This window comes from Candidatus Frankia nodulisporulans (assembly GCF_902806475.1).
GTDB classification, from domain to species: domain Bacteria; phylum Actinomycetota; class Actinomycetes; order Frankiales; family Frankiaceae; genus Frankia; species Frankia umida.
The window spans coordinates 1-26,153 of sequence record NZ_CADCWS010000038.1 but is presented as its reverse complement, the minus strand read 5'-3'; the positions used below and the strand labels follow the sequence as shown (position 1 = coordinate 26,153).

Annotated in this window: 21 protein-coding genes and 1 pseudogene; 14 read left to right on the top strand and 8 right to left on the bottom strand. The window is 71.3% G+C overall.

Features of this window, described 5'->3' with window-relative positions:
* From G6R24_RS06275 to hypE, 4 genes are all read left to right on the top strand, one after another.
* Positions 1-748 (top strand): Kae1-like domain-containing protein (locus tag G6R24_RS06275; protein ID WP_476727349.1); only part of this gene is annotated, 748 nt, incomplete at its 5' end.
* A gap of 5 nt (positions 749-753) precedes the next feature.
* Entirely contained in the window at positions 754-1,059 is a 306-nt protein-coding gene (locus G6R24_RS06270; protein ID WP_163548216.1) for a HypC/HybG/HupF family hydrogenase formation chaperone, read from the top strand.
* The gene (hypD, locus tag G6R24_RS06265) at positions 1,056-2,162 is read left to right on the top strand and encodes a hydrogenase formation protein HypD (protein ID WP_163548215.1); all 1,107 of its coding nucleotides are present in this window, start codon (positions 1,056-1,058) and stop codon (positions 2,160-2,162) included. Before G6R24_RS06270 ends, hypD begins: the two co-directional genes overlap by 4 nt.
* Positions 2,159-3,247, top strand: coding sequence for a hydrogenase expression/formation protein HypE (gene hypE, locus G6R24_RS06260; protein ID WP_276511374.1), 1,089 nt, complete (start codon positions 2,159-2,161; stop codon positions 3,245-3,247). Before hypD ends, hypE begins: the two co-directional genes overlap by 4 nt.
* 27 nt (positions 3,248-3,274) lie before the next feature.
* Here the strand turns inward: hypE and G6R24_RS06255 are convergent, their stop codons facing one another.
* Together G6R24_RS06255 and G6R24_RS06250 are read right to left on the bottom strand one after the other, a co-directional pair.
* Positions 3,275-3,826, bottom strand: a complete 552-nt coding sequence (locus G6R24_RS06255) for a hypothetical protein (RefSeq protein ID WP_163548214.1) — start codon at positions 3,824-3,826, stop codon at positions 3,275-3,277.
* Entirely contained in the window at positions 3,813-5,045 is a 1,233-nt protein-coding gene (locus tag G6R24_RS06250; RefSeq protein WP_163548213.1) for a serine/threonine-protein kinase, read from the bottom strand. The genes G6R24_RS06255 and G6R24_RS06250 overlap by 14 nt, the downstream gene beginning before the upstream one ends.
* A gap of 288 nt (positions 5,046-5,333) precedes the next feature.
* On the opposite strand from G6R24_RS06250, the gene recQ reads away from it, so the two are divergent.
* From recQ to G6R24_RS06225, 5 genes are all read left to right on the top strand, one after another.
* A complete protein-coding gene (gene recQ, locus G6R24_RS06245) occupies positions 5,334-7,283 on the top strand; it encodes a DNA helicase RecQ (RefSeq protein WP_163548212.1) in 1,950 nt (649 codons plus the stop codon).
* A gap of 68 nt (positions 7,284-7,351) precedes the next feature.
* On the top strand, positions 7,352-8,428 hold the full coding sequence (locus G6R24_RS06240) for a protein kinase family protein (protein WP_175084560.1): 1,077 nt from the start codon (positions 7,352-7,354) through the stop codon (positions 8,426-8,428).
* A 254-nt stretch (positions 8,429-8,682) separates the two neighbouring features.
* On the top strand, positions 8,683-9,552 hold the full coding sequence (locus G6R24_RS06235; RefSeq protein ID WP_163548211.1) for a HalD/BesD family halogenase: 870 nt from the start codon (positions 8,683-8,685) through the stop codon (positions 9,550-9,552).
* A gap of 90 nt (positions 9,553-9,642) precedes the next feature.
* Positions 9,643-10,611 (top strand): class I SAM-dependent methyltransferase, encoded by a 969-nt coding sequence (locus G6R24_RS06230; RefSeq protein WP_217451588.1) that lies wholly within the window; start codon positions 9,643-9,645, stop codon positions 10,609-10,611.
* Positions 10,612-10,693: 82 nt separating this feature from the next.
* Positions 10,694-12,592: a choline/carnitine O-acyltransferase gene (locus G6R24_RS06225; RefSeq protein WP_163548210.1), complete on the top strand. Its 1,899-nt coding sequence runs from the start codon at positions 10,694-10,696 to the stop codon at positions 12,590-12,592.
* Positions 12,593-12,703: 111 nt separating this feature from the next.
* Here the strand turns inward: G6R24_RS06225 and G6R24_RS06220 are convergent, their stop codons facing one another.
* Positions 12,704-13,345: a DUF2461 domain-containing protein gene (locus tag G6R24_RS06220; RefSeq protein WP_163548209.1), complete on the bottom strand. Its 642-nt coding sequence runs from the start codon at positions 13,343-13,345 to the stop codon at positions 12,704-12,706.
* A gap of 537 nt (positions 13,346-13,882) precedes the next feature.
* On the opposite strand from G6R24_RS06220, the gene G6R24_RS06215 reads away from it, so the two are divergent.
* The 4 genes from G6R24_RS06215 (at position 13,883) to G6R24_RS06200 (ending at position 20,711) form a co-directional block, all read left to right on the top strand.
* Positions 13,883-15,589 (top strand): ABC transporter ATP-binding protein/permease, encoded by a 1,707-nt coding sequence (locus tag G6R24_RS06215; protein ID WP_163548208.1) that lies wholly within the window; start codon positions 13,883-13,885, stop codon positions 15,587-15,589.
* Positions 15,590-16,007: 418 nt separating this feature from the next.
* Entirely contained in the window at positions 16,008-18,557 is a 2,550-nt protein-coding gene (locus G6R24_RS06210; protein ID WP_192029097.1) for an MATE family efflux transporter, read from the top strand.
* Between the two features lie 154 nt (positions 18,558-18,711).
* Entirely contained in the window at positions 18,712-19,725 is a 1,014-nt protein-coding gene (locus tag G6R24_RS06205; RefSeq protein WP_175084558.1) for a hypothetical protein, read from the top strand.
* Positions 19,722-20,711, top strand: a complete 990-nt coding sequence (locus tag G6R24_RS06200; RefSeq protein ID WP_163548207.1) for a glycoside hydrolase family 26 protein — start codon at positions 19,722-19,724, stop codon at positions 20,709-20,711. The genes G6R24_RS06205 and G6R24_RS06200 overlap by 4 nt, the downstream gene beginning before the upstream one ends.
* 46 nt (positions 20,712-20,757) lie before the next feature.
* Here the strand turns inward: G6R24_RS06200 and G6R24_RS06195 are convergent, their stop codons facing one another.
* Positions 20,758-21,294: a glutathione peroxidase gene (locus G6R24_RS06195; RefSeq protein ID WP_163548206.1), complete on the bottom strand. Its 537-nt coding sequence runs from the start codon at positions 21,292-21,294 to the stop codon at positions 20,758-20,760.
* A 252-nt stretch (positions 21,295-21,546) separates the two neighbouring features.
* Between G6R24_RS06195 and G6R24_RS06190 the strand changes: the two genes are divergently transcribed.
* Positions 21,547-21,738, top strand: coding sequence for a Trm112 family protein (locus G6R24_RS06190; RefSeq protein ID WP_163548205.1), 192 nt, complete (start codon positions 21,547-21,549; stop codon positions 21,736-21,738).
* A gap of 153 nt (positions 21,739-21,891) precedes the next feature.
* Here G6R24_RS06190 and rpsA read toward each other — a convergent pair whose 3' ends face one another.
* From rpsA to G6R24_RS06170, 4 genes and pseudogenes are all read right to left on the bottom strand, one after another.
* Positions 21,892-23,373 carry a 30S ribosomal protein S1 gene (rpsA, locus tag G6R24_RS06185; RefSeq protein ID WP_163548204.1) on the bottom strand — a complete coding sequence of 494 codons (1,482 nt, stop codon included), beginning with the start codon at positions 23,371-23,373 and terminating at the stop codon, positions 21,892-21,894.
* A 388-nt stretch (positions 23,374-23,761) separates the two neighbouring features.
* Entirely contained in the window at positions 23,762-24,073 is a 312-nt protein-coding gene (locus tag G6R24_RS06180; protein ID WP_163548203.1) for a hypothetical protein, read from the bottom strand.
* A 5-nt stretch (positions 24,074-24,078) separates the two neighbouring features.
* Positions 24,079-25,476, bottom strand: coding sequence for an acyltransferase family protein (locus tag G6R24_RS06175; protein ID WP_225438182.1), 1,398 nt, complete (start codon positions 25,474-25,476; stop codon positions 24,079-24,081).
* Between the two features lie 154 nt (positions 25,477-25,630).
* Positions 25,631-26,153, bottom strand: a pseudogene (locus G6R24_RS06170) (glycosyl transferase); the annotation flags it as partial.

The window sequence follows — 26,153 nt, the reverse complement described above, 5'->3', positions numbered from 1 at the left end:
GGCCGCCGGGCTGGACTGGGACGCGGATCTGGCCCCGGTGCGCGCCCACAGCGCCGCCGAACTCGCCGTCCTGCGCACCATGCTGGAGCGCGGCGTCGCCTGTGTGCCCAGCAGCAGCATGGGTCGTCTCTTCGACGCCGTGGCCGCCCTGCTGGGCGTGCGTCAGCGCACCACCTACGAGGCGCAGGCCGCCGCCGAACTCGAAGCCCTCGCCGCCACCCCACCCCCACTGCCCGGTGCGGGCACGTCCACCGGCACCACGACGTCCACCGGTAGCCCCACGGCGGCCACTGGCACCGGCACCGTCGCGCTGGCCTTCGGGCTGGTGGACGGGACGCTCGACCCGGCGCCGGTCCTGGCCGGGATCCTCGCCGGGCTGCGCGCCGGGAACACACCGGCGGCGCTCGCCCTGGCGTTCCACCTGGCCGTCGCCGACGCGGTGCTCGCCGTCGCCGAGCAGGCGCGTCACCGGTACCGGATCCACCTGGTCGGGCTCACCGGCGGCGTGTTCGCCAACGTCACGTTGCTGCGGGCGTGCCGGCTGCGGTTGACGGCGCGTGGCTTCGAGGTCCTCGTCCACCAGACGGTGCCGCCGGGAGACGGTGGGCTCGCGCTCGGCCAGGCCGTCGTCGCCGCCCTCGGTGGCGTCCCCCTGCCCGCTGACCTCCCCGGATCACCCGGCGTCCCCGCCTCACCTGACGTCCCCGCCTCACCTGACGTGCTCGTCCTGCCCGCGAAGGGAGCCTGACCCCCATGTGCCTGGGCATACCCGGCCGGATCACCGAGATCTGGGACGACCGCGGCACCCGTATGGCACTCGTCGACTTCGGCGGGGCCACCCGCACGGCGTGCCTCGCCTACCTGCCGGACGCGTCCATCGGCGAGTACACGATCGTCCACGCCGGTTTCGCGTTGACCGTCGTCGACGAGGCCGCCGCGCACCGCACCCTGGCGACCTTCCGCGAGCTGGGCCTGCTCGCCGAGGAACTCGGACCCGACCCGCTACCGGCCACCCCGCTCCAGAGCACCCCGCTGCCGGCCGAGGAGGGCGGCCGATGAGATACCTCACCGAGTTCCACGATCCGCGGCTGGCCGCGACCCTGCTCGACACGATCGCCGCCACCGCCACCCGCCGCTGGACCCTGATGGAGGTGTGCGGCGGGCAGACCCATGCGATCATCCGCAACGGACTCGACCAGCTGCTCGCCGACCAGGTCGAGTTCATCCACGGGCCGGGCTGCCCGGTGTGCGTCACCCCGCTGGAGATGATCGACCGGGCGCTGACGATCGCCGCCCGGCCCGAGGTCATGCTCTGCTCGTTCGGGGACATGCTGCGGGTGCCCGGCAGCACCACCGATCTGTTCACGGTGCGGGCGCACGGTGGGGACGTCCGGGTCGTCTACTCGCCGTTGGACGCGGTCCGCCTCGCCGAGGCGCATCCCGACCGGCAGGTGGTCTTCTTCGCCGTCGGCTTCGAGACGACCGCGCCCGCGGCCGCGATGGCCGCGGTCACCGCGCGGCGCCGGGGCCTGACGAACTTCACGATGCTGGTCAGCCACGTGCTCGTCCCGCCGGCGATGCGGGCGGTACTCGCCTCGCCGGACAACCGGGTCGAGGCCTTCCTCGCCGCGGGCCACGTGTGCACCGTGATGGGCACCGCGCAGTACGAACCGATCGTCGCCGAGCATCGCGTCCCGATCGTCGTCACCGGCTTCGAACCGCTGGATCTGCTCGACGGTGTCCGCCACGCCATCACCGAACTCGAGGCCGGACGCACCACGCTCGTCAACGCCTACCCGCGGGCGGTGCGGCCCGAGGGCAACCCGTCGGCCCGCGCCATGCTCGAGGAGGTGTTCACCGTGTGCGACCGTCCCTGGCGGGGCATCGGGATGATCCCGGCCTCCGGCTGGCGGCTGTCCCCCGCCTGGTCGCAGCTGGACGCCGAGCTCCGCTTCGACATCGCGGACCTCACCGTCGCCGAGTCGGCCGACTGTCACAGCGGCGAGGTCCTCCAGGGCCGCCTGCGCCCACCGCAGTGCCCGTCGTTCGGGACGACCTGCACCCCGCGCCGTCCCCTCGGCGCGACCATGGTGTCCGCCGAGGGTGCCTGCGCGGCCTACTTCCAGCACCGCCGGCTGTCCGCCGTGGGCGGTGGACGGTGACCGCCCCCGTGCGCGCCGCCGACTGGAGCTGCCCCGCCCCGTTGCGCGAACACGCGCGGATCGTGCTGGGCCACGGCGGCGGCGGCATCCTGTCCGCCGAGCTCGTCGAACACCTCTTCCTCCCCGCCTTCGCCCCGCCAGGCCCCGACCCCGCCTCCCCCGGCACCGACGCCGCCGTCCTGGCGGACGCGGCGGTGCTGGCGGTCCCCGGCGGGCGGATCGTGTTCACCACCGACTCCTACGTCGTGCGGCCGCTGTTCTTCCCGGGCGGTTCGATCGGCGAGCTCGCCGTCCATGGCACCGTCAATGATCTGGCCTGTCGCGCGGCGATGCCGCTGGCGCTGTCGGCCGGGTTCATCCTCGAGGAAGGCCTCGAACTGGACCTGCTCGGACGGGTCGCGCAGGCGATGGGCCGGGCCGCGGCCACCGTCGGCGTCCCGATCGCCACCGGGGACACCAAGGTCGTCGAACGGGGCCTGGCCGACGGGCTCTACATCAACACCAGCGGCGTCGGGGTGGTTCCCGCCGGGGTCGACGTCCGCCCGGACCGCGCGGCGCCCGGCGACCGGGTCCTGCTGTCCGGACCGATCGGCGAGCACGGGATCGCCGTGCTCAGCGTCCGCGAGAACCTGGAGTTCGGCGGGGACGTCCACTCCGACACCGCCCCGCTGCACGGCCTGGTCGCGGCCATGCTCACAGCCACCCGCACCGGCGTGCACACACTGCGCGATCCGACCCGTGGTGGACTCGCGACGAGCCTGTGCGAGATCGCCGCGGCGGCCCGGGTCGGGGTGGAGTTCACCGAATCCGCCGTCCCCGTGCCCCCTGTCGTCGCGGCGGCCTGCGGCTTTCTCGGCCTCGACCCGCTGCACATCGCCAACGAGGGACGCCTGGTCGCGTTCGTCGCCGAGGCCGATGCCGACGCCGTGCTGGCCGCCATGCGGGCCCATCCCCACGGCCGCGACGCCGTCGCGATCGGGACGGTCACCGCCGAGCATCCCGGTGTGGTCGTCGCCCGCACGGCCTTCGGCGGCACCCGGGTCGTCGATCGCCCACTCGGCGAGTCCCTCCCCCGCATCTGCTGACCCGCCTCGGCCCGCCGACCAGGCAGGTCAGGAGACAGCGGCGATCCTGGTGACGCAGCCGGCGGCCGCCAGGTAGACTTGGGCGTGACCGCCGGGGTCGAGGCGGACGGTCGGCGCGTCCGGGCTGGCGGTCACGACGTCGATGTCCTCACCGGAGGCGACATCGCGCAGCACGAGATCGCACGTGTCGCTGCCGTTGAAGTCGCGGACCTGGATCTCGACGGCCCCCGGCGCCTGGAACGCGGTGCTGTCGCCGTTGTGCTGCACGGTGAAGGGCAGCGGCGCGTCGCCCGCGCCGTCGATCGACTGGAGGACACAGCCGGGATCGGCCGGCGCGACGTCCAACGCGAAGTCACCGACCAGGTGCATCTGGTAGCTCTCCTCCCCGTAGACCGCGCTGGCCGGCAGGGAGAGACCGGGCGGGTTGGCGGCGGTGTCGGACGCGGTGACCGTGCAGCCCACGTCGTCCCCGGACTGATGGTCGGAGATCATCAGTCGCCACGGCCCGGTCGCGGAGTAGGTGAAGGTCGACGACTCCCCCGACCCGTCCGATCCATCCGATCCGTCATTGCCGCCCATCAGCACCACGACCGTGACGATCGCGGCCGCCACCAGCACGACGGCGCCCGCGCCCAGCGCGAACACCCGCCCGCGCCGCCTCGACCGAGCCGCCCGCCCGCCGCCGCCGCTGCCGCTGCCCGTGTTCATCGTGGAACCGTCCGCGGGCCCGCCCGGTCCCCGCGTCGCGGTGCCGGAGAGATTCCACGGCGGGGTACCTCCGGACGCCCCGGCGCCCACCGGACCCATCGCCGCGGCGAACGGCGGCGGGCTGGCCGACGGGGCCGGTGTCACCACGGTCTCGGGAACCGTCCAAGCCGGCCCGGCACCGCCAGCGCCGCCAGACGCGTGGAGGCCACCGGCACCGGCAGCACCCGGCGATCGGGCGGGCCGGGCCGAGATGGTCGATCAGGGCGAGGCGCAGCTGGGCGGCGGTGGGACGGTCGGTGGGACGGTCGGTGGGCTCGCGGGACAGGGCCTGGCGGACGAGTTCGTGCAGCGCTTCGTCGATCCGCGAGTAGTCGACCCGCGGTTCCTCGTGCACGATCCGATAGGCGATCGCCTCGGCCGGGCCCTGCCCGTACGGCGGGCTTCCGGTGGCGGCGTAGCAGATCAGGCCACCCCAGGCGAACACGTCCGCGGCCGCGTCGATCCCGCCGGTGACCAGCTGCTCGGGCGAGAGCCAGCCCGGCGTGCCGATCAACGTCCCGGTGACGGTGAGCTGACCGGCGTCGCGCACCGCCGCCACCCCGAAGTCGATCACGATCGGGCCGTGCGTCGTCCACATGACGTTGGATGGTTTGAGGTCGCGGTGGATGAGACCCGGGCCGTGGATGGACACGAGCGCGTCGGCGAGACCCGCGGCGAGGCGACGCTGGTCGGCGACGGCCAGCACGCCGTGGCGGGCGACCTGCTGTTCCAGGGTGGGAGCGGCGAGGAACTCGGTGGCGATCCACGGCGGGTCGGCGGTGATGTCGAAGTCGAGCAGGGTGGCGGTGTGGCTGCCGCGGACCCGGAAACAGGCCTGCAGCTCCCGCTGGAACCGGACCCGGAAGTTGGGGTTGTCCGCCAGCTCCGACCGAATGATCTTGATGGCCACCTGGCCGAGTGGACCGTCACCCAGGTAGACCACGCCCATCCCGCCGCCACCGAGCCGGCCCAACAGGCGATGCGGCCCGACCTGCACCGGGTCGGACAGGCGTAGGGCGGCGACCGCGACCGGCGCCGGATCGGTGGACATCGTGTGATCCTCTCCTCAGCCCGGACGCGAGCCACCCGGACGAATCACCTCAGCCCGAACGGAAGGCCCGCCGACGGACCACAGCGGCAAATCCTCTGGATCGTAACGAGGTACCCGTCGCTGTCCACCAGCGGCGACCGCCACCGTCACCCACCACCCACCGCCCGTCGGACGTCCGACCTGCGACACCATCCGCTGTCCACAGGGCCCGCGGGGGCCGCGCCGGCACTGTCCACAGCCGGCGACCCACGGCGCTGGCCCCCGACGGGGCGACCGTAGGGTGAAGTCATGACCGTGCCTGTCGGCCCCGCGGAGCTTGCCCGTCCCACCGGCATGCGGCCACCCGCGGCCGAGGCCGGGGCCGAAGAGGTGCTGCGGCGGATCTTCGGGTACGACGCGTTCCGCTCCGGCCAGCGCGAGATCATCGACCATGTCGTGGGCGGCGGCGACGCGCTGGTACTCATGCCGACCGGTGGTGGCAAGTCGCTGTGCTACCAGATTCCCGCCCTGGTCCGGTCGGGCACCGGCGTCGTCATCTCCCCGCTGATCGCCCTCATGCAGGACCAGGTCGACGCCCTGCGGGCCCTCGGCGTGCGAGCCGGTTTCCTCAACTCCACCCAGGACGTCGGCGAGCGCCGGGCGGTCGAGGGCGCGCTGCTCGCCGGCGAACTCGACCTCGTCTACCTGGCGCCGGAGCGGCTGCGGGTAGAGGCGACGACCCGCCTGCTCGACCGGGCGTCGATCTCCCTGTTCGCCATCGACGAGGCGCACTGCGTGGCCCAGTGGGGGCACGACTTCCGGCCTGACTACCTCCAGGTCTCGATGCTGCACGAACGCTGGCCCACGGTGCCGCGGATCGCGCTGACGGCGACGGCCACCCCGGAGACGCACCGGGAGATCACCGCCCGCCTCGAACTCGCCGACGCCCACCACCACGTCTCGAGCTTCGACCGGCCGAACATCCAGTACCGCATCGAGTCGAAGAAGGAGCCGAAGGCACAGCTGTTGGAACTGCTGCGCACCGAGCACGCCGGTGACGCCGGCATCGTCTACTGCCTGTCGCGCGCCTCGGTGGAGCGCGTCGCCGAGTTCCTGGTCGCCCAGGGCATACCCGCGTTGCCGTACCACGCGGGCCTCGACGCCCGGGTCCGTGCCGCCAACCAGTCCCGCTTCCTGCGGGAGGATGGCATCGTGATGGTGGCGACCATCGCGTTCGGCATGGGCATCGACAAGCCGGACGTCCGTTTCGTCGCCCACCTCGATCTGCCCAAGTCCGTCGAGGGCTACTACCAGGAGACCGGCCGCGCCGGGCGGGACGGGCAGCCCTCCACCGCCTGGCTCGCCTACGGCCTGCAGGATGTCGTCCAGCAGCGGCGGCTCATCGACTCCTCACCCGGCGACGTGGCGCACCGTCGCCGGCTGTCCACCCATCTGGACGCGATGCTCGCGCTGTGCGAGACCGTCGAGTGTCGCCGGGTCGGCCTGCTCGCCTACTTCGGTCAGCACGGCACGCGGCCCTGCGGCAACTGCGACAGCTGCCTGCGCCCGCCCGAGTCGTTCGACGGCACGATCCCCGCCCAGAAGCTGCTGTCCACGGTCCTGCGCCTGGACCGGGAACGCAACCAGCGGTTCGGCGCGGGCCAGTCCATCGACATTCTGCTCGGCCGGCGCACCCCGAAGGTCGAACAGCATCGCCATGACGCCCTCAGCGTCTTCGGCATCGGCACGGACCTGCGCGAACTCGAATGGCGCGCCGTCGTGCGCCAACTGCTCGCCCAGGGCCTGCTGGCCGTGCAGGGTGAGCACGGCACCCTGGCGCTGACCGAGGCCAGCGCCGAGGTGCTGCGCGGTTCCCGTTCGGTCTCCCTGCGCCGCGAACCGGCCCGTCCCCCGCGTACCAGCACGGGCGGCGCCCGCGGTGACGGCGGCGCCGAGGGCGGGGGCCGTACCCGCGCGGAGGGCGGCGGCGGGCGGTCCCGGCGGGGCGCGGCGGCCCCGGTGGAGCTCTCGGCCGAGGCCGCGCCGGTGTTCGAGGCGCTGCGGGCGTGGCGAGCGGCGAGCGCCAAGGAGCAGAGCGTGCCGGCGTACGTCATCTTCCACGACGCCACACTGCGCGAGATCGCCAACCGCCGGCCGGTTGATCTGGCCGCGCTGGCCGGCATCAGCGGGGTTGGCGAGAACAAACTGGCGAAATACGGCCGGCAGATTCTCGAGGCTCTGGCGGAATTCTCCGGATGACGGTAGGGCGATTCGGCTAGCCTTCTTGCGGTCAATACAATCCACCACTCCGGGAAGAGCGATCTCGAATGCCGGATCCGCGTCCCCGCACGTTCCCCGCCCACCTTCGTCCGCTGCGGGCAGAGCGCGACACCGCCCGGCCCGACACCGCCGCGTCCCCGCCGCCCGCCGAGAACGTCTTCCCCCGGGTCAGCGGGCCGCGGGGCCCGCGACTGAGTCTGTGCGGCGGTGATGACGGTGCCGCCCGGCGACGGTGGCGCGGCGGTGAGACCGTCCGGATGGCCGGCCGGGCCTGCATGCTCGAGGGGGACCCGGCCGAACGGCGCGGCACCGACGACGCGTGGGTGCTGCGCGAGGGCACGGCCCGTGTCGTCGGCCCGAACCCGCGGCCGGTGTGGTTCCGCCATGTGCTGGTCCGGCAGCCCGGTGACCGTGGGCACGCCCTGCTCGCCACCGTCGACGGCCAGTTGCAGCTGCTCGCCGAGATCGGTGGCCGCGCCGGGTTACCCAGCCTCGTCGCGGGCCAGCTCACCGCCGCCGAGGGGGTGCTGCTGTCGGCCCGGCCGGCTGGCCGCAGCTGGCGGGAGATGTTTGGCCCGCCGGCGCCGCGCCGGATGCCACCACCCGACCAGGCCCGGGCCATCGCGTTGCTGCGGGTCGCCGCCGGCGTCGGTGACGTTCTCGCCGCCCTGCACGATTCGGGCTACAGCCACCGCGCGGTCACACCGGACGCGGTGCTGCTGCCCGGGGCCAGTCGATCCCGTCCCTCGGTCGTGGCCAGGCCGGTGGTGCTGCGCGACCTGGGCCTCGCCGCGGTCGCCCGGCTCGCCGGCGAAGGCCCCGCCGAATACCGCGCGCCGGAACAGGAACGCTACGGTCTGCCCGGCCCGCGCATCGGACCACGTACCGACGTGTTCCGCCTGGCGGCGATGGCCTACCACGGGCTGGCCGGGGTGGCGCCGGGCCGAGGCGGACTTCCCGCACCGCTGCGCGGCTGCCGGCTGCCGTTTCCGGTGGCCCAGACCCTCGACGAGGTACTCCTGCGCGCTCTCGACCTCGATCCGAACCGACGCCCCGCGCGTATCCGGGTCCTCGCGGATGCCTTCCGCCTCGGCGCCCATCATCTCACCCGCATGAGCCTCTGACCCGCGAAGAACCGCGCCCGCCACACCGCTATGACCGGACCGCACCGGCTCCGACAAAGGCCCTGGCCACAGGTTTGACATAACACTTTGATGCTGGTCACGCCATCGGTTCCCGACCACTCCCCACAGCACCGTGTATCATCTCACACTGTCTTTCGTTACCGTGACCTCCGGGTCAGCATGGGGTAATTCCGGTTCCGATCACCTGTCACAGGTGATGCGCGAACCATCGAGCGGCGGCAAAGAGGTGATTCATGGGTGCCACCGACACCCAGACCATCAGCGACCTGGTCGATACGGCCAGCTATCCGATCGGCGAACCCACCAGCACCCAGTGGTGGAACGTCGTATCACGGGCACGACACGACCTGGCTGCCAACGGCTGCAGCGTGCTACCGGGATTCATTGCGCCGACGGCCTTCGGCCACCTGGCCGAAGAATGTTTGTCCATAGCCGGGCTCGGCTATGATCGCATCGAGGACGTCAACGCCTACAACATTCCGGTCGACGCGGCGCTCCCCGCGGACCATCCCGGCCGGCACATCATGCGGCGGGGCAACGCCTTCGTGGCCCGCGACCAGATACCGGCGGGATTCGACATCCACCGCCTGTACCGAAACGCCGAGTTCCAGCATTTCGTGGCCGCCTGTTTTGGCCTGCCCGTCGTGCACGAACTGGCCGATCCGCTCGCCGGCCTGTGCCTGAACGTGATCTCGCCGGGCCTGGAACACCCGTGGCACTTCGACACCAACGAGTTCGCGGTCAGCATTCTCACCCAGGCGGCCCAGACCGGCGGCACGTTCGAGTACTGCCCGAACATCCGCACCGCGCAGGCGGAGAACTTCGACGACGTGCGGGCGGTCCTGCGCGGCACCGGTGACCGTCTCGTCCACCGGCTGGCGCTGCGTCCCGGCGACCTGCAGCTCTTCCTCGGCCGCTACTCGATGCACCGGGTCAGCCCCGTCCAGGGTGGCACCGCCCGGCACTGCGCGATCTTCGCCTACACCGAACGCGCCGGTGTGATCGGCAGCCGGGAGCGTACCCGGCAGCTGTTCGGCCGCTTCCTGCCCGAGCACGAGAGCGCCGACGCCGGTGCCGTCCGCGTCGACGCCCTGCTCGACTAGCCGCCGCATCCGCCCCGCCCGCCCCGCCATCGCCCCTGCGTGACCGTCGCCCGACAGCGCACCACAGATCGTTCGAGGAGAAGCGCCCGCGTGCATCACGACAACGTCAGCACCGCCGCCGGTTCCAACGACAGGATATTCGACGAAAAAGGCTTCGACGAAAGCGGCAAGGTCTCGCTCGACCACATCTACACCCAACCCGATCCACGCGCCTACTTCACCACCTTACGGCGCCTCGACTATGTTATTCCCGAGCTTGCCAAGCCCTTCTTCGGCCAGCTTGTCGACGAGCACGGAGGCCGGCGGGGTCGGGCGCCGGTCATCCTCGACGTCGGCTGTTCCTACGGGGTGAACGCCGCGCTGCTGCGCTGCGACCTGACGATGGCGGACATGTACGCCCGGTACGCCGGTCTCCCCGCCGGCGGGGAGACCGGCCCCGCCTCGCTCGCGGCTCGGGACCGCGCGTTGACGGGCGCGCACCGCGGCCCGACCACCCCCCGTTTCATCGGGCTGGACAGCTCCCGCCCCGCCATCGCCTATGCGCTGGCGGCCGGGTTCCTCGATGACGCGGTCTGCGCCGATCTGGAGAACCGCGAACCGACCAGCCAGGAACAGGCGCTGCTCGCCGAGGTGGACCTGGTGGTGTCCACGGGTTGCATCGGCTATATCGGCGCCCCCACCATAGAGCGGATCGCCCGTGCCGCCGACGAACACCGACGGCCGGCGATGGCTCATTTCGTCCTGCGTATGTTCCCGTTCGACCCGATCGCCGATGCGCTGGGCGCCCTCGGCTACGAGACCGAACGCGTCGATGGTGTGTTCCCGCAGCGCAGGTTCGCCTCGGCCCGCGAACGCGAGCAGGTGCTGGACACCCTCGCCACGGTCGGCGTCGATCCGCGTGGTCTTGAGGCCGACGGCTGGCTGTACGCCGAGCTGCACATCTCCCGTCCCCGCGGCACCGCCTCACTCGCCGCCGTTAGCACCTCCACCGCCACGGCCACCGGCGCCTCCCGCGCCCAGGCCCACGGCACCCGCGGCGGCACCACGCTGACCGCGTGACCAACCTGATCGCCCAGGTCAGGCCTGCTCCGGCGAGCCGGATCAGGTGATGGTCAGGCATCTCGACACATATCCAGCCACGATGGAACCGCCCGACTCCACGAACGATGCCCCATCGGACAAACCGAGGCCACGATTGAACGCCACGACCTTCGCCCACGATGACCAGCTGCCGCGGGTCCCGCTGCCCAGCCTCGCCGACAGCTGCGAACGGTTCCTCGCCTGGTCCGCGCCGCTGCTCACCGAGGCGGAACGAGCCGAGACCGCCGCCGCCGTCGCCGCGTTCCAGGCTCCGGACGGTCCCGGCCCGATCCTGCACGCGGCCCTCGAGCGCTATGACGCGACCGACGGTGTGCACAGCTGGCTGGACGACTTCTGGGACTCCCGCTACCTGGGCCGCCGCGACCGCATCGCGCTCAACGCCAACTACATCTTCCTGTTCGCCGGCACCCCCGCGAACGACTCCTCGTCGTTGGACGCCGATGGCCAGGCCCAGCTCGAACGCGCCGCCGGTCTGATCACCGCCGCGGTCGACTACAAGCTGCGGCTGGACGACGAGCGGATCGCCCCGGTCCTGCAACGCGGCACCCCGCTGTCGATGGCCCAGAACACGTTCCTGTTCTCCACCACCCGCATCCCGGGCGCCGTCCAGGACACCGTCCGGACCCCCTACAGCGCCGAATGGCCTGGCCCGTCGACCGCACGCCATATCGTGGTGTTCCACCGCGGCAACCCCGTGCGCATGGACGTCATCGGCCCCGACGGCAGCCCGTACGCCCTCGCCGATCTGGTCGCGGGCCTCGCCGCCGTGGTCAAGCAGACCCCGCGCCGCGCCGCCGCGGACGGCGCCGTCGGCCATCTCACGACGAAGGCACGCGCCGCCTGGGCGGACAGCCGAGGCCGCCTGCTCGCGCTCGACCCGGCCAACCAGCAGGCTCTCGACACGATCGAGACAGCCCTGTTCTGCGTGTGCCTGGAAGACGAGAACCCCACCGACGACCTCGCCACCTGCGACCGGCTGCTGCACGGCGACGCGGCCAACCGCTGGTTCGACAAGGCCGTCTCCCTGATCGTCTTCCCGGACGGACGGGCTGGCATCAACGTCGAACACTGCGGCCTGGACGGCACCACCATCCTCAGCTTCGTGGACGATCTGCTCACCACCTCCCCCCAGGAGCACGCGGTGAGTTCAGGGGCGCGGGCGCAGGGCCTGCCCACGATCGACGCGGTCACGTTCGTCCTCGACGACGCGCTGCGCGCCGACATCGCCGCGGCGGACGAGTCGTTCGCCGCCTTCGCCGCCGCGACCGCCTCGATGACCCTGCGCATCGACGATTTCGGCCAGAACGAGGCCAAGCGCCTGCGGATGTCCCCCGACGCCTTCGTGCAGCTCGCCTACCAGCTCGCCCACGTGCGGGCCAAGGGCCATGTCGGCGCCACCTACGAGTCGATCGCGACCCGGGCCTGGCGCCGTGGACGCACCGAGGCGATGCGGGTCGTCACCCCCGAGGTCCTCGCGTTCGTCGCCGCGATGGGCGACCCCACCGCGACCGCGGACACCCGACGGGCCGCCTTCCGCACCGCCGCCCAGGCCCACGTCACGCGGGCGAAGGACTGTCAGGCCGGCCGGGCTCCCGAGCAGCACCTGTGGGAACTGCAGTTCATCGCCCGCCGACAGGGCGACGAACTCGGGGTCCACGAGCCGCTCGCCCTGTACGAGACGCCCGGCTGGGTGAAGACCCGTGACGACTTCCTGAGCACGAGCTCCGCACCGTCGGTCAACGTCGAGTTCTTTGGCTTCGGCTCGACGAGCAGCCAGTGCGTCGGCGCGGCGTACGTCCTGCTGCCCGAGACGTTCAATCTCTACCTGAGCACCCCCCGAACCGTCGCGGACGGCCTGCACCGGTTCGCCACCGAGCTCCGTCAGGCCCTGCACGAGCTGCGGGATCTGCTCGCCTCGGAGGAACCGCCCGCGCGGTAGCGCGTCACCCGCGCAGACGGCGGGGACAGCACGCCGTTGTGGTCACGACGCGTCATCCCGCCCCGCCCGGCCCCGGCCCGGTCTCGGTGGCCAGGCCGGGCGGGCCATCGCTCAGCGCCGCGGCAGCCGGCTGGGCCCGACATGTCGGTCGAGCCATTCCCGCAGGACCCGCATCTCCCGCCAGGCGGCCGCGACCCGCACCGCGCACTCCGGCTCCGCCAGCCATGACGGTTCACCGAAATCCCGGGACACCGTCAGCGTGCGGTGACGCAACAGCGCGATCCGCGGATGGTCGGCATCGAACCCGCGGGGCCGGGTCCTGAGCTGGTCACCGGAGACCTCATAGCCGCCGGCACGCAACGCGGCGACCACCGCCTCGAGCTTCGAACCACTCCCCTCGTCCGCGACGGCCACCCGCAGGCGTTGCACCTGGTCCGACGCGGTCTGCCAGTAGCCGGAGCCGACCATCAGCCCCCGGGCCGAGACCTGCACGTAGCCGCCGCCGGTGATGTACGCCCCCATCGCCGTCTTGTACGGCGATTTGTCCTTCGCGAAACGGACATCGCGATGCGGCCGGAACACGTGCGGCTCCCCGAACTCCGGCTCAAGCTCGGCCAGCAGCGCGAGCATCGGCCCCCGCACGGCCTTCTCGTACGTATCACGATGATCAGACCAGTATGTCCTGCTGTTATCCGCTTCCAGCCCCTCGTAGAAGATCATCGCTTCGGTGGGGAACCCGGCGAACTCCGACATCGGACCTCCTGGCGAGACAACAGGGCCGTCGGCGAGCACCTTCGCCCGGATCGGCGGCGCAGGGCACGAGCCACGGTGGCGCGCCGGCGACATCGCAGGCCGTGTCCGTCTCATCCCGCTGCGCCGACGAGGCCGCGGGCTCCCGACCGACCACTTCTACCTCACCCGAACGGATCGGCGAAAACAGGCCCCCATCGCCCGCCGACCGACACGAACCGGACAGCCCCCCACGACCACAACAGCGGGAAATTTCGGACGCCAGGAGAATCCTACCCAGGACTTGCCAACCAACCGGGCGCGCCTAGACTCGAAACCGCGCCAGCGTCGGCCGGCGTGCGCATCCGACCGGGCAAACACCTCACGACCGTCAGCGGAATTATCGGGAACAGTCAGGTACACTATTTCCTGCCGCACCCGGATTCTCATCCGAAACGCTCGGATGGCGAGGCTCTCGCACACCCGGCCGGCCCGATGTCGGCACCCGGCACATCAGACCTGCCCAGGAATATCCGGCGACATTGACGGAGGATGCCCTCGATGCACACCGACGTCAACCTGTCACCCGGCGGGGGCGGGGCGAATGCTGGCATCGGCATGGTCACCGACGTTCCCGCGCTACAGGCCATCGATGTTCGGATTCGCCGCGGCGCTCGGCGGCGGGGCCGCGGCGGCCACGAGGTCATCCACGGCATGTCGTTCACGATCCCGAGCGGCCGTGTTGTCGGCGTGATCGGGCCGAGCGGCTCGGGTAAGACCACACTGCTACGAGCGATTGTCGGCGTGCAGTCCGCGGTGTCGGGCGATCTGCGGGTTCTGGGATACACCTCCGGCGACGCGTGCCTGCGCCGCCGTGTGGGTTATGCCACCCAGTCCGCTTCGGTGTACGGCGATCTGACCGTCCTGGAGAACCTGCGGTACTTCACCGAGATAATGCGGGCTGGCATTCCCGGTGATCCGGCCTGGTCCCCGGGTTATCTCGACGCGCTGCTGACCCAGGTCGGTCTCACCGAGCAGGCGAATATCCTGGTGAACCAGCTTTCCGGTGGCCAGCGCTCCCGGGTGTCCCTGGCCGCGGCGATGATCGGTGGCACGGATGTGCTCGTGCTGGACGAGCCCACGGTCGGAGCCGATCCCCTGCTACGCCGACGTCTGTGGTCCGATCTGCGGGAGCTGGCCCGCGACGGTATGACGATCTTCGTCAGTTCACACGTGATGGACGAGGCCGCCCGATGCGACCACCTCCTTCTGATCTACTCCGGTCGGCTCCTCGCCCAGGGAGCTCCATCGGAGCTGCTCGCCACGACGGACTGCAACGATCTCGAGGAGGGATTCGTCCGCCTGCTGGAACGCTCCGCCGCATCGGCCGGCCAGGCATCCCCGACCGTCCCGACCACGACGGTCCCGACCACGGCGGCGCCCTCGGACGGCGTCCCGGATGCCGCGGCCCCGACGCCGACCGCGGGTCCACATCCGTCCGGCGTCGCACCGTGCCCCACTCGCCGCCCGGTGGATGCCCGACGCACCGGCGCCACGGCGGGACGCGTCCTGCGGCAGCTCGCGCGGGACCGGCGCACCCTGGCGCTCGTTCTGCTGCTGCCACCGGCGCTGCTGCTCACGCTGCGCCTGCTCTTCCACCACTCGCCCGCCACGTTCGGGCGGGTCGGACCGGCGCTGCTGGGCATCTTTCCGCTGATGACGATGTTCTTCGTCACGTCGGTGGCGATGTTGCGTGAGCGCACGTCCGGCACGCTCGAGCGCCTGATGACGACCCCGGTCGGTCGCAGCGACCTGCTGGTCGGCTACGGGTTGGCGTTCGCCGTCCCAGCCGCGACCCAGGCCGCGCTCGCCACCGCGCTCACCGTCGGCCCGCTGGGCCTCGACGTTCGCGGATCGGCGTCGATGCTGTTCGTGGCGGCGATCCTGAGTTCGTTTCTGGGCACGTCCCTCGGGCTCTGGATGAGCGCGTTCGCCCGCACCGAGTTCGAGGCCGTCCAGTTCATCCCCGCCGTGCTCATCCCCCAGTTCATGCTGTGCGGAGTGCTGGTGCCTCGGCACACCATGCTGCCCGCCCTCGACACACTGAGCGCGCTGATGCCGATGACCTATGTCGTCGACTCCATGGCGCAGCTGAGTCGTTCCCGTACCGTGGACGGCCGACTCGCGCTGGACCTCGGCATCGTGATCTGTTGCACGCTCGCCGCGCTTGGCCTGGCCGCTGTCACACTGCGTCGCCAACACCCCTGAGCACGCCGCGAATCCGGGCGAGCGGATATCCACCGTCACCACATCGTTCGTTCCCGTAGCCGACCGCGCCATGACAGAACAGCCCTGCCCGGATGGTCGGCGTGTATCGGGCTACCATCTCCGTGGTGGCTGTCGAGTTCGGCCATGCGCGACTGTGCGCGTGCGTCACCAGCAATCAACACGGACAGCGGTCAACACGGACAGCGGTCGGCACCGATGCAGGCAGAGCGCCACCAGCGGGCTGCGCCATCGGAAGTCCTTGACGCCAGGCGCGGCGGACGAGCCCACCCACACACTCAGGCGCGGAGAGGATGGTCGTCGGTGGATGGATGAGTCCGGTCACGGATTCCCCGCCGATGACAGTCGTCCCGACCCGCCAGCCGGCAACCGGTCGCGTCGGCGAATCGAGTCAACCGAGATGACCGACATCACATCGATGCCACAGTCGCCGTCACCGTCGGTGGCACCGCGGCCGCCCGCCGCGGACGCCCCGACACCGGACGGCTCCGATCGCAGCGGCGAGCGAAGCGGCGAGCGAAGCGGCGAGCGGCCCGAGCCGGCCGGTTCGCCCGTCGACGCCGGCGCCGAGCCGGCCAGCGGTGGAGATCCGCCCCCGTCCGCCGATCCGCTCCTCGCCACGACCGCGGAACTCGCGCAGCTGCGACGCAAACTCGGGATGCCGGACATCGCCGAGGTCCGGCGGGCCGAACGTGAACGCCGCCGCGGCATGAACCGGGCGGCTCCGGCGGACGCGGCGGATGCCGCGACCCGGCGCCCCACCGGCGACACCATTGATCATCAGCCTGGGCACGGCTACGGCCACGGCCGGCAGTTCGGTCACGAACCCACCCGGGAGCATGGCCGCGGTCGGGAGCCCTCGTACCCAAGCGACCCCGAACGCGGGCCGGAGCCCGCGTTCTCGGGCCCGCGGATACCGGGCGGGCGGACGGGCGAGCCGGTGGGTCGCGTCCACCCGCCGGGGAGTTCTCCCGGCGAGCAGCGGGCTGACGGCGCACATGGCGACACCGGCACGGGGGCTGGTACCGCAGGCGGCGCTGGGACACGGGCGGGCACGGACGGACCGGGACCGCGGGCGGGCACGGATCGCCGGATGCCCACGCAGGCCCAGCAGCGCCCAGCCGTGGTCGAACCTGTCCGGCGGGTGGAGACCTACGACCCGGAGAAGACGCAGATCCTGCGTGGCCTGCACGGCCGACGGGTGCCGGGTGTCGACAGTTTCCGGGTGCGGCACGCGCCGTCCGCCGAGGGGCTCATCCCGATGTCCGGCACGTTGACCGGGGAGTTCTTCCTGGGGTCGCTCACCCGGCCCGACCGCTCCGCGAGCCCCACTGAGGGTGACGGTCACGGCCAGCGTGACCAGGGCCAGCGTGGTCCGGCTCAGCGCGGTCAGGGCCAACGTGGCCAGGGGCGCCGTGGGGGCGGGACGACGGCCGGCTCGCACGCCCGGCGCACCACACTCGTCGAGCCGGTCGACTACGGTCTCGACGACCTCTCGGTGGACGTCGAGACCGGGTCGAAGCATCGCGCGGAGCGCACGACCAAGGGCTCGTCGCGGTCCCGGGCGATCTGGACCCTGGTCGACCAGGTGCTCTCCAGCGGGACCAACGCCGGCATGTCGTTCGTGATCGCCCACAGCGTCAGTCCGTCCGAGTTCGGCGCGTTCGCCATCGCGTTCGCGATCTTCTCGCTGATGATCGGCTTCTCGAAGGCCGCGGGCACGTCGCCGTTGGGCATCCGGTTCGCGGGCGCCTCACCCGCGGTGTTCCGTGGCGCCGCGGCGGCCGGGACGGGCACGGCGTTCGCCGTCGGGTTGTTCTCCGGTGTCGTCACGCTGTTCGCGGGGCTGTCGGTCGGCGGGTCGGTCGGTGCGTCGCTGGTCGCGATGGGGCTCGTCTTCCCGGCGCTGTTGCTGCAGGACGCCTGGCGACAGGTGTTCTTCGCCGAGGGACGGCCGGCGGCGGCCGCCGCCAACGACGCGGTGTGGGCGGTCGTCCAGTTCGGGGCGATCTTCGCCCTGATCGTCCAGGATGTGTCGACGTCCTGGGCGATGCTGGCGGCGTGGGGCGGGGCCGCGGGGGTGGCGGCTCTGCTCGGTCTGTACCAGGCGGGCTTCAACCCGGCGACCAGGCAGGTGAAGTCATGGCTGGTCGAGCACCGCGACATCAACGGCTACATGTGCGCCGAATATCTCACCGTCCAGGGCGCGCAGCAGGCCTCGACACTGCTGCTGGGCACCCTGGGGGCGATCGACCTCGTGGGTGCGCTGCGCGGCGTGCAGACCCTGCTCGGGCCCACCACGATCCTCGCGGTCGGGATCGTGAGCTGGGCGATCCCGGAGTTCTCCCGGCGCAAGGACATGTCGGCGCCGGCCCGCATCCGGGCGGCGTACGCGCTCTCCGGCGTCATCGTCGCCGTGGGTGTGATCTGGGGAACCGTTTTTCTGCTCCTGCCGGCGAGCGTCGGTCACTCCCTGCTGGGCCCCACCTGGGACCAGACCCACCACCTGCTCGCGCTGTCGATCATCCAGCAGGCCGGCCCCGCGGCCACGGTGGGTCCGGCGTGCATGCTCTACGCTCTTGGCAAGGCAAAACTGACCTTCCGCGCCAATGCCATCCTCGCCCCGCAACTCCTAGTCTACCCCGTGATCGGGCTGCACTTCGGCGGGGCCACCGGCGCGGTAGTCGGCTATATCGCCGCTTTCTGGATCACCGTTCCCTTCTGGTACCTCCTGGTCGCGAGCGCTGCCCGGGATGCGGCGCGGGATGCCGCCGGGGACGCCGCACCGCAGGCCGACGGCGCCACAAACACCAGTGGTGCCACGACGACCGGCGGTGTCACGACAACCGGCAGCACCACGACGACCGGCGGTGTCACGAAGACCGATGCCGAACGGACGACCGCCACGGCGGCGGACGACACGACGACCGAGACGGATGCCGCTCCATGACCCGAACTGCCTTCGTCGCCGACCGGCGGCCACGGGGGATCCCCCGTGGCGCTACCAGGCAGCCCGGGGCGAACCAGCATCTGGGTAGGATTTCGATCGGCGCCGAGACCGTTCCAGTAGATGAAGCCTGGCCAGGTCCGGGTGGGGGGTTGCGATGAATCTGCGTGTCCTGTACCGATCGGTTGGCTCGGAGAACAAGAAGAACCGGCCGGAGTACTACAGCAAGCAGCTCGCGCTCGAGTCCCTTCTGCGGGCGGCCGCGCAGGTGAAGGTTCCGATGTCGATCCACTTCGTCAACGACGGAACCATCCCGGCCGACCGGCTGTCGCTGATGGCCGAGGCCGGGGAGATCGTCCCGGTCAGCTGCGGCAGCAACCGAGCCTCCTACCGCCATGTGCTGCGCATGCCTCGGCTGCGCCGCTGGGCCGAGGATGATCTCGTCTGGTTCGCCGAGGACGACTACCTCTACACCGAGCAGGCCCTGTCCGCTCTGGTCTCGGCCGCCCAGGCCCGTCCGGACATCGACTACTTCACGCTGTACAGCACATTGCGTTTCAGCGCCACCTCCACCCGTCGGCGGCCCGCGATGGAGCAGAGCTCCAACGACCAGCTCGGCCTACCCCGCTTCGACGGTGTGCCGTGGAACCGGGCCGCGTCCACCACCAGCACGTTCGGTGTGCGGATCGGGGCCCTGCTGGCGGACGAGCGGCTGCTGCGGGCCATCCCGTTCGTCGGTGGCGCCTTCGACCGGGCGACCTGCCTGGCGTTGCAGGGCTACCAGCCGTTCCAGCTGGCGGATCTCGGTGGCGAGCCGCCCGCGGTGGAGCCGCCCACGGCCGCCCGGCGGGCCGCCCGGCGGGCGGCCCTCACCAGCGTCCGGCTCACGCTCAACGCGGTGGCGCTGACCCGCCCGGAGCGGCGCTGGCGAACGATGCTGGTGCCCGAGCCGTCGCTGGCCACCCATCTGGAGCTGGACGACGCGTTGGCCGCTGGCCGTGACTGGGCGGCCGAGGCGGCGAGCGTGACAGCGTGGTCGCAGGCCCGCACCGCGGTCAGCACCATCGGCGGGGGTGGCGGATCAGGGTCGCCCGCGCCCGAGGTCGCCGCGTCCGGCGGTGGCTTCGGTGGGTCGCCGGGAGCAGGGTCGCGGAAGCCATCGGTGGCATGAGCCGACGCCGCCTGGCGCTCACGGTGATCGCGGTGCTCATGCTGGTCGCCACGGGGCTCGGTGCGTGTTCGTCCTCGTCGTCCTCGCCCGCACCCGGGCCGCGGACCACCGGGGTGCGCTGGGTGTCGGGATCCAACGGCAACTATCCGAGCGAGGTCAACGCCTGGGGGACGTTCGCCGGGCGTCAGAGCGGCCTGGCCATCGTGTTCACCGACCGGCGGAGCTGGAACGGCCTGGTCGCCGCCGGCTGGCCGACGTCCGCGTTCACCCGCGAGGCGTTCCCGGGTGAACTCTCGATCGCCCAACCGCTGTACCCGCAGGACGGCAACGAGGCGGCCTGCGCCCGCGGCGAGTACGACCGGTACTGGAGCCAGTTCGGCACCACGTTGACGACGTACGGCCGCGCCGACGCCTATGTGCTTCTGGGCTGGGAGTTCAACGGCGGCTACATGTACTGGCATGTGCGCGATGTCGAGGCGTGGAAGACCTGTTTCCGCCGGACCGTGACCGCGATCCGTTCCACCGACCCGGCCGTGCGGATCGACTGGAACATGAACGCCCACAACGACACCCTGCCCGTGGGCAAGGAGGACGTGTGGGCGGCCTACCCCGGTGACCAGTACGTCGACATCGTCAGCATCGACGCCTACGACCACTACCCGGCCTCGCTGACCCAGGCGACCTGGAACAGGCAGTGTCACCTGCGGTCCGGGCTGTGCACGGTGATCCAGTTCGCCCGGGATCACGGCAAGAAGTTCGCGGTGCCCGAGTGGGGCGTGGTCCGCAGCGCCGGTGGCGGCGGCGACAACCCGTTCTACGTCAGCCGGATGTACGAGACGTTCGCCGCGAACGCCCAGAACCTGGCGTACGAGGCCTACTACCGGACCGCCGAGGACGGCAACGTCAAGTCCTCGCTGACCAACCCGGACCTCAATCCCAGGGCGTCCCAGCGCTACCTGCAGCTGTTCGGCCCCAGCACCAGCTGAGCACGGGCGCCCCGGGAGTGCCCCGGGGCGCCCGTGCTCAGGCCGCTCAGACGAGGCTGGCGTCGAGATCCTTGCGGATCTCCTCGGGGGTCACCGTCGGCTCGTAGCGGCGCACGACATTACCCTCGCCGTCGACGAGGAACTTGGTGAAGTTCCACTTGATCTCGTCGGTGCCGATGGCCTCCGGCCGGCTCTTCTTCACGTGCTCGTAGAGGAAGCCGGACTCGGGCCCGAAATCACCCGGCGCCTGCGCGCGCAGGTACTGGTAGAGCGGGGCGCTCTCCGCGCCGTTGACGTCGATCTTGCCGAACACCGGGAAGGTGACGTCGAAGGTCGTCGAGCAGAAGCTCTGGATCTCCTCGTTGGTGCCCGGCTCCTGCCCACCGAACTGGTTGCAGGGGAAGCCGAGGACCTCGAGCCCCCGGCCGTGCAGATCGCGGTAGAGCGCCTCGAGCCCCTCGTACTGCGGGGTCAGACCGCACTTGCTGGCGACGTTGACGATCAGTAGCGTCTGGCCGGCGAACTCGCCGAGCGACCGGGATCCGCCGTCGGCGGCTTCGACGGTGAAGTCATGAACAGTCACGATCAACCTGGCTCTCGATCGGTGCGATCAGGAAGGTCCCGGCCGTTCGTCCGACCGCGGACCATCTCCGACGCTACTCCCCCGAGCCCTTTATGTCGCCACATCGGTATCGTAATTCGTCCGCCCTGGTCGAGTGGGCCTCGAGGGCCGGTGGGTGGCGACGGGCGATGGGCCTCGACGGCCGCGACCACCGGTCTGGGATGCTTGCGGGCGCACCCGGATACCGAACGAACAGGAAGAAGCCGCGCCGCGATGAGCATCGATCCCGAGCTGTTGAAGATCCTGGCCTGCCCGGTGGACAAGGGGCCACTGGAACTGGTGGACGACACCCTGGTCAACCCTCGCCTCGGCCACCGCTACGAGGTACGCGCCGGCGTGCCGATCCTGCTGCGCCCGGACCACGTCGACGCCGCGGAGGCCCGCGCCGGGCGTGCCGTGCGCTGAGCGGAGCCGTCCCGGCGCCACACCGCCGCCAGAGGCGGCGTCGCTCCCCCGGACACGAGGCGAGGGCCCGAGGAAGACGTTCTCCTCGGGCCCTCGCTCGTCGCTCTACCGTGCTGCCGGCGTCACCGCCGGGTCAGCCGCGGCCAGGTAGGACTACTCCCCCCGGCCGAACTGCTCCCGCAGGCGGCGCAGCGCCTCCTCGTCGATGGCCGAAGGGGCCTGATCCGACGACGGAGAGGAGGTGTAGGAGGACGGTGCCGCAGCTGCGGCGTCGGCCTCCTGGGCGGCCCGGATCTGGGCCTGGTGCGCCTCGAAGCGGGTCTGGGCCTCGGCGTACTGCCGCTCCCATTCCGTCTGCTGCTCCTCGAAGCCCGGCAGCCATTCGCCGGTCTCCGGGTCGAAGCCCTCGGGGTACACGTAGTTGCCCTGCTCGTCGTACTTGGCTTCCATGCCGTACTGGCTCGGGTCGAACGCGTCGCCGTCGACGGCGAGCCCCGACACCTCGTTCGCCTGCTTGAGCGACAGGCTGATCCGCCGCCGGTCGAGATCAATGTCGATGACCTTGACGAGGATCTCGTCACCGACGTTGACGACCTGCTCGGGGATCTCCACATGCCGCTCGGCGAGCTCGGAGATGTGCACCAGACCCTCGATGCCCTCGTCCACGCGGACGAACGCACCGAAGGGCACCAGCTTGGTGACCCGACCCGGCACGACCTGACCGATGGCGTGGGTGCGGGCGAACTGGCGCCACGGGTCCTCCTGCGTCGCCTTCAGCGACAGGGAGACCCGCTCGCGGTCGAGGTCGAGGTCGAGAACCTCGACGGTGACCTCCTGGCCGACCTCGACCACCTCGGAGGGGTGGTCGATGTGCTTCCAGGACAGCTCCGAGACGTGCACCAGACCATCGACGCCACCCAGGTCCACGAAGGCACCGAAGTTGACGATGGAGCTGACGACGCCCTTGCGGATCTGGCCCTTGGCGAGCTGGGCGAGGAACTCGGAGCGGACCTCGCTCTGGGTCTGCTCCAGCCAGGCACGACGTGAGAGCACGACGTTGTTGCGGTTCTTGTCCAGCTCGATGATCTTGGCTTCGAGCTCACGGCCCACGTAGGGCTGCAGGTCGCGGACGCGGCGCATCTCGACGAGAGAAGCCGGCAGGAAGCCGCGCAGGCCGATGTCGAGGATGAGACCACCCTTGACGACCTCGATGACGGTGCCGGTGACGACCCCGTCCTCGTCCTTGAGCTTCTCGATCGTGCCCCAAGCGCGCTCGTACTGCGCACGCTTCTTGGACAGGATCAGGCGGCCCTCTTTGTCCTCCTTCTGGAGGACGAGGGCCTCGACGTGGTCGCCAACACTCACGACCTCATGCGGGTCGACATCATGCTTGATCGACAGCTCGCGTGACGGGATCACGCCCTCGGTCTTGTAGCCGATGTCAAGCAGCACCTCGTCCCGGTCGACCTTGACGATGATGCCGTCAACGATGTCGCCATCGTTGAAGAACTTGATCGTCTTGTCGACGGCCGCGAGGAAGTCTTCGGCCGAGCCGATGTCGTTGACCGCTACCTGGGGCGTGCTGTGCGGGGTGGTCACGGTCTCCACGGGTCGTACGTCGGTGGTGCTCGTCAAGGGGTCGGCTCCGGCTTGGGGTGGTCGTCCGCGCGAGGGCCGGATCGAACCGCCGGGACCGAGGGACAGATACAACGCTGGAAACGAAGAAACTGTCAGGACCGATAACGACGCTCGAGTGGATCCGCTCGGTCTGAGACCCACGGACCCTCGTGCACAGACCCAAGTCTAGGGACGCCGGTCCGCAGAGGTCAACGGGAGTCCGCGTCAGAACGCGTGCGACCCGCGACGACGGTCACGCTTCGCAGATACTAGGCGGCTATATGTAGCTATGGGCGCCGAGGATCGCGGGGGACAAAGACCGATCCCGCCCCGGCGCCCGGAACACGCTGTGTGCCGGGATCCCGACGGCCGGGTTCGGGTGTGCCCGGATCGTGGCCGTGCGCGCTCAGGTCCGCCCGACGTCGCGGGTGCCCGGCGGGCCGGGCTCCACCACCGGGAGCACCTCGCCGCCCGTCGCCGAGGTGCTCGTCACCCCCGGTCCGCCGGTCGGACGCGGTCGACCCGCCCCACCTGGGCGGGACGGTTGCGGCGTGCCATCCGGCCGCCTCGGCCGGGTCAGCCGCGCCGTCACCTCGGACCCGTCGCGCTCCCCGAGCCCCGCCGTGTCCGGCGGCAGGGGCGCCACCCAGCCACGAGCGGCCCAGGCCTGCGGACCGGTGCCCAGTGGCACGGTCGGGGCGTCCAGGGGCGCCCCCACGCGCGTTACCCCGGCTCTGGCCGCGCGGTGACCGGCGCCGTGACCGGTGCGCCCAGCGGCCCGTCCAGCGTGGACAGCGGGTCCGTGGGGGCGGCGGTGACGCCCGGCGTCACCGGGCGGGTCGAACGTCGCGTCCAGCGGCCCACCTGGGCATCCACCCGGCGCGCCCACCCCCGGGACAGCCGGATGCAGGGCAGTTCGACCAGGTAGTGCGTCACGGTGGCGAGCGCGATCGTCCCGGCGAGCACCATGGCGAGGAAGGGCACGTAGGGGATGTGGAAGATCCGCCAGCTGGTGTGGTCCAGCAGCAGGTCGATGACGGCGGTGTGCCACAGGTAGATCCCGTAGGAGATCGACCCCAGGAAGACCGGAATCCGGCTGGCCAGCAGGCGAGGGATCAGCCCGCGCCCGGGCGGCCCGAACACCGCCGGCAGCAGCAGGAAGAGGCCGAACAGGCCGTACATCAGGTGCCGGGCCAGGTCCTGCGACCGGCTCGGGGTGAAGATCGGCGACAGCGGCAGACCCGAGTGCCGGACGGCCAACCAGTAGCAGAACGCCGCGACCGCCCAGCAGGCGAAACCGAAGCCGGGCAGCCCGGTCCAGCGTGGCTGGCGGCCGAGCTGGGTGCACCGGGCGGAGATCACCGCGAGGGCCATGCCGAGTGCGAACAGGTCCCACCAGACCGGCAGCCAGCCGTTCCAGCCGCTGGTCCACCCGTGCCGCAACGGGACAACAGTGAGATGCACCACTCTTGAGGCCAGGTAGCCTCCCGCGAGCGCCGCCAGCTCCACCCGGACCTGTTGTTCGGGGGTTCGTCGCCGACGGCCCAGCAGCCACGCGTAGACGGGAACGGCCAGGTAGAAGGCCACCTCGATGTCGAGGGTCCAGGCCTGGGTGAGGCCCTGGATCGCCCAGGTGGCCTGGTAGCCCTGCACCAGCAGCGCGGTCTGCACCACACCGGTCAGACCGTGCACCCCGATCCGCTCGTCGCTGACGACGTTGAGCGTGACGGCGAGCGCCAGCCAGTACAGCGGGAGGATGCGCATCAGCCGCCGCACCAGGTACCCGCCGGGTGGCGGTGGCGACGCGCCGGCCAGCCGGGCGGCGACGAACGGCCGGTAGAGCAGGAACCCCGAGATGAGGAAGAACACCGCGACGCCGGCCTCGGCCCGGGCGACATAGGGACCGAGGCGGCTGGAGGTCGTGAATCCGGCCGGGAACCCGGTGTGCACCACGACGACCATCAGCGCCGCGATCGCGCGCAGCCCGTCGAATCCGGCGAAGGTCACACTCGGCGCACGCCGGACGGACGTGGCCGCGCCCTCGGTCACCACCGGCGGCGCGGATGTGCCTGGCCCCGTGGTCCGCGCCGCGGCCGACCCGGGCAGCAGGCGACCCGTCACCGACCGATCGCCCTGGGCGCGAGATCGGCCCGGGGCAGGAGAACAGCCCTGTGCGCAAGAACAACGGGGGCCCTGCGGGTCACGGTGGCCGGCACGGTGGCACGGTACCAGCGGTGCGTGACCCCGAGACAGCCGAACCGGTCGAAGACAGCGATCAGCTGTCGGTCAGTTCGGCCGCGTTGGGCGTTCGTTTGCCCGAGCGCCGATCGGAGGCCATCGACGGGGTGGGCTCGAGGGTCGGGGAGGCCGGCGAGGACGCGGGGTAGGCCGGGACGACGTGGCCGGGTCGGGCGCGTCGGTGCAGCGCCTGGGCCGCGGCGGTGATCGCGACGGCGGCCAGCAGCACCAGGGCCGGTTCCGCGGCGGCCCGAAACCGGGTCGTGCCGTAGACGATCACGGTGGCCAGGCTGAGCGCGATCGGCACGGCGACCAGCGGCAGCACGGCCTGGCGGCGGCGCACCAGCACGACCACCCCGGCGGCCGAGGCGACCTCCACCGCCCACAGGGTGACCATCCCGAGCTGGCTCAGACCGATCGGGCGCAGTTCGATCGTGTCGAGGCGAACCTGCTGCCAGGGGTGGAACACCCCCCACGTCCGGCCGAGGCGGGCCGCGGCGACCACCGGCAGTCGGTCGCTGTGGGCACGCAGGTAGGTCATGGCCTCGTGCCGGTAGAAC

Bases quoted from the DNA above. Each gene is read 5' to 3' on its own strand.
- G6R24_RS06220 (WP_163548209.1), bottom strand. From the start codon at position 13,345: ATGTCGGAGTTCGCCGGGTTCCCCACCGAAGCGATGATCTTCTACGAG.
- hypD (WP_163548215.1), top strand. From the start codon at position 1,056: ATGAGATACCTCACCGAGTTCCACGATCCGCGGCTGGCCGCGACCCTG.
- G6R24_RS06225 (WP_163548210.1), top strand. From the start codon at position 10,694: ATGGAACCGCCCGACTCCACGAACGATGCCCCATCGGACAAACCGAGG.
- G6R24_RS06255 (WP_163548214.1), bottom strand. From the start codon at position 3,826: ATGGGCGGCAATGACGGATCGGATGGATCGGACGGGTCGGGGGAGTCG.
- G6R24_RS06215 (WP_163548208.1), top strand. From the start codon at position 13,883: ATGCACACCGACGTCAACCTGTCACCCGGCGGGGGCGGGGCGAATGCT.
- G6R24_RS06250 (WP_163548213.1), bottom strand. From the start codon at position 5,045: ATGTCCACCGATCCGGCGCCGGTCGCGGTCGCCGCCCTACGCCTGTCC.
- G6R24_RS06270 (WP_163548216.1), top strand. From the start codon at position 754: ATGTGCCTGGGCATACCCGGCCGGATCACCGAGATCTGGGACGACCGC.
- G6R24_RS06240 (WP_175084560.1), top strand. From the start codon at position 7,352: ATGCCGGATCCGCGTCCCCGCACGTTCCCCGCCCACCTTCGTCCGCTG.
- G6R24_RS06210 (WP_192029097.1), top strand. From the start codon at position 16,008: ATGACCGACATCACATCGATGCCACAGTCGCCGTCACCGTCGGTGGCA.
- G6R24_RS06235 (WP_163548211.1), top strand. From the start codon at position 8,683: ATGGGTGCCACCGACACCCAGACCATCAGCGACCTGGTCGATACGGCC.
- G6R24_RS06205 (WP_175084558.1), top strand. From the start codon at position 18,712: ATGAATCTGCGTGTCCTGTACCGATCGGTTGGCTCGGAGAACAAGAAG.
- recQ (WP_163548212.1), top strand. From the start codon at position 5,334: ATGACCGTGCCTGTCGGCCCCGCGGAGCTTGCCCGTCCCACCGGCATG.
- G6R24_RS06190 (WP_163548205.1), top strand. From the start codon at position 21,547: ATGAGCATCGATCCCGAGCTGTTGAAGATCCTGGCCTGCCCGGTGGAC.
- G6R24_RS06200 (WP_163548207.1), top strand. From the start codon at position 19,722: ATGAGCCGACGCCGCCTGGCGCTCACGGTGATCGCGGTGCTCATGCTG.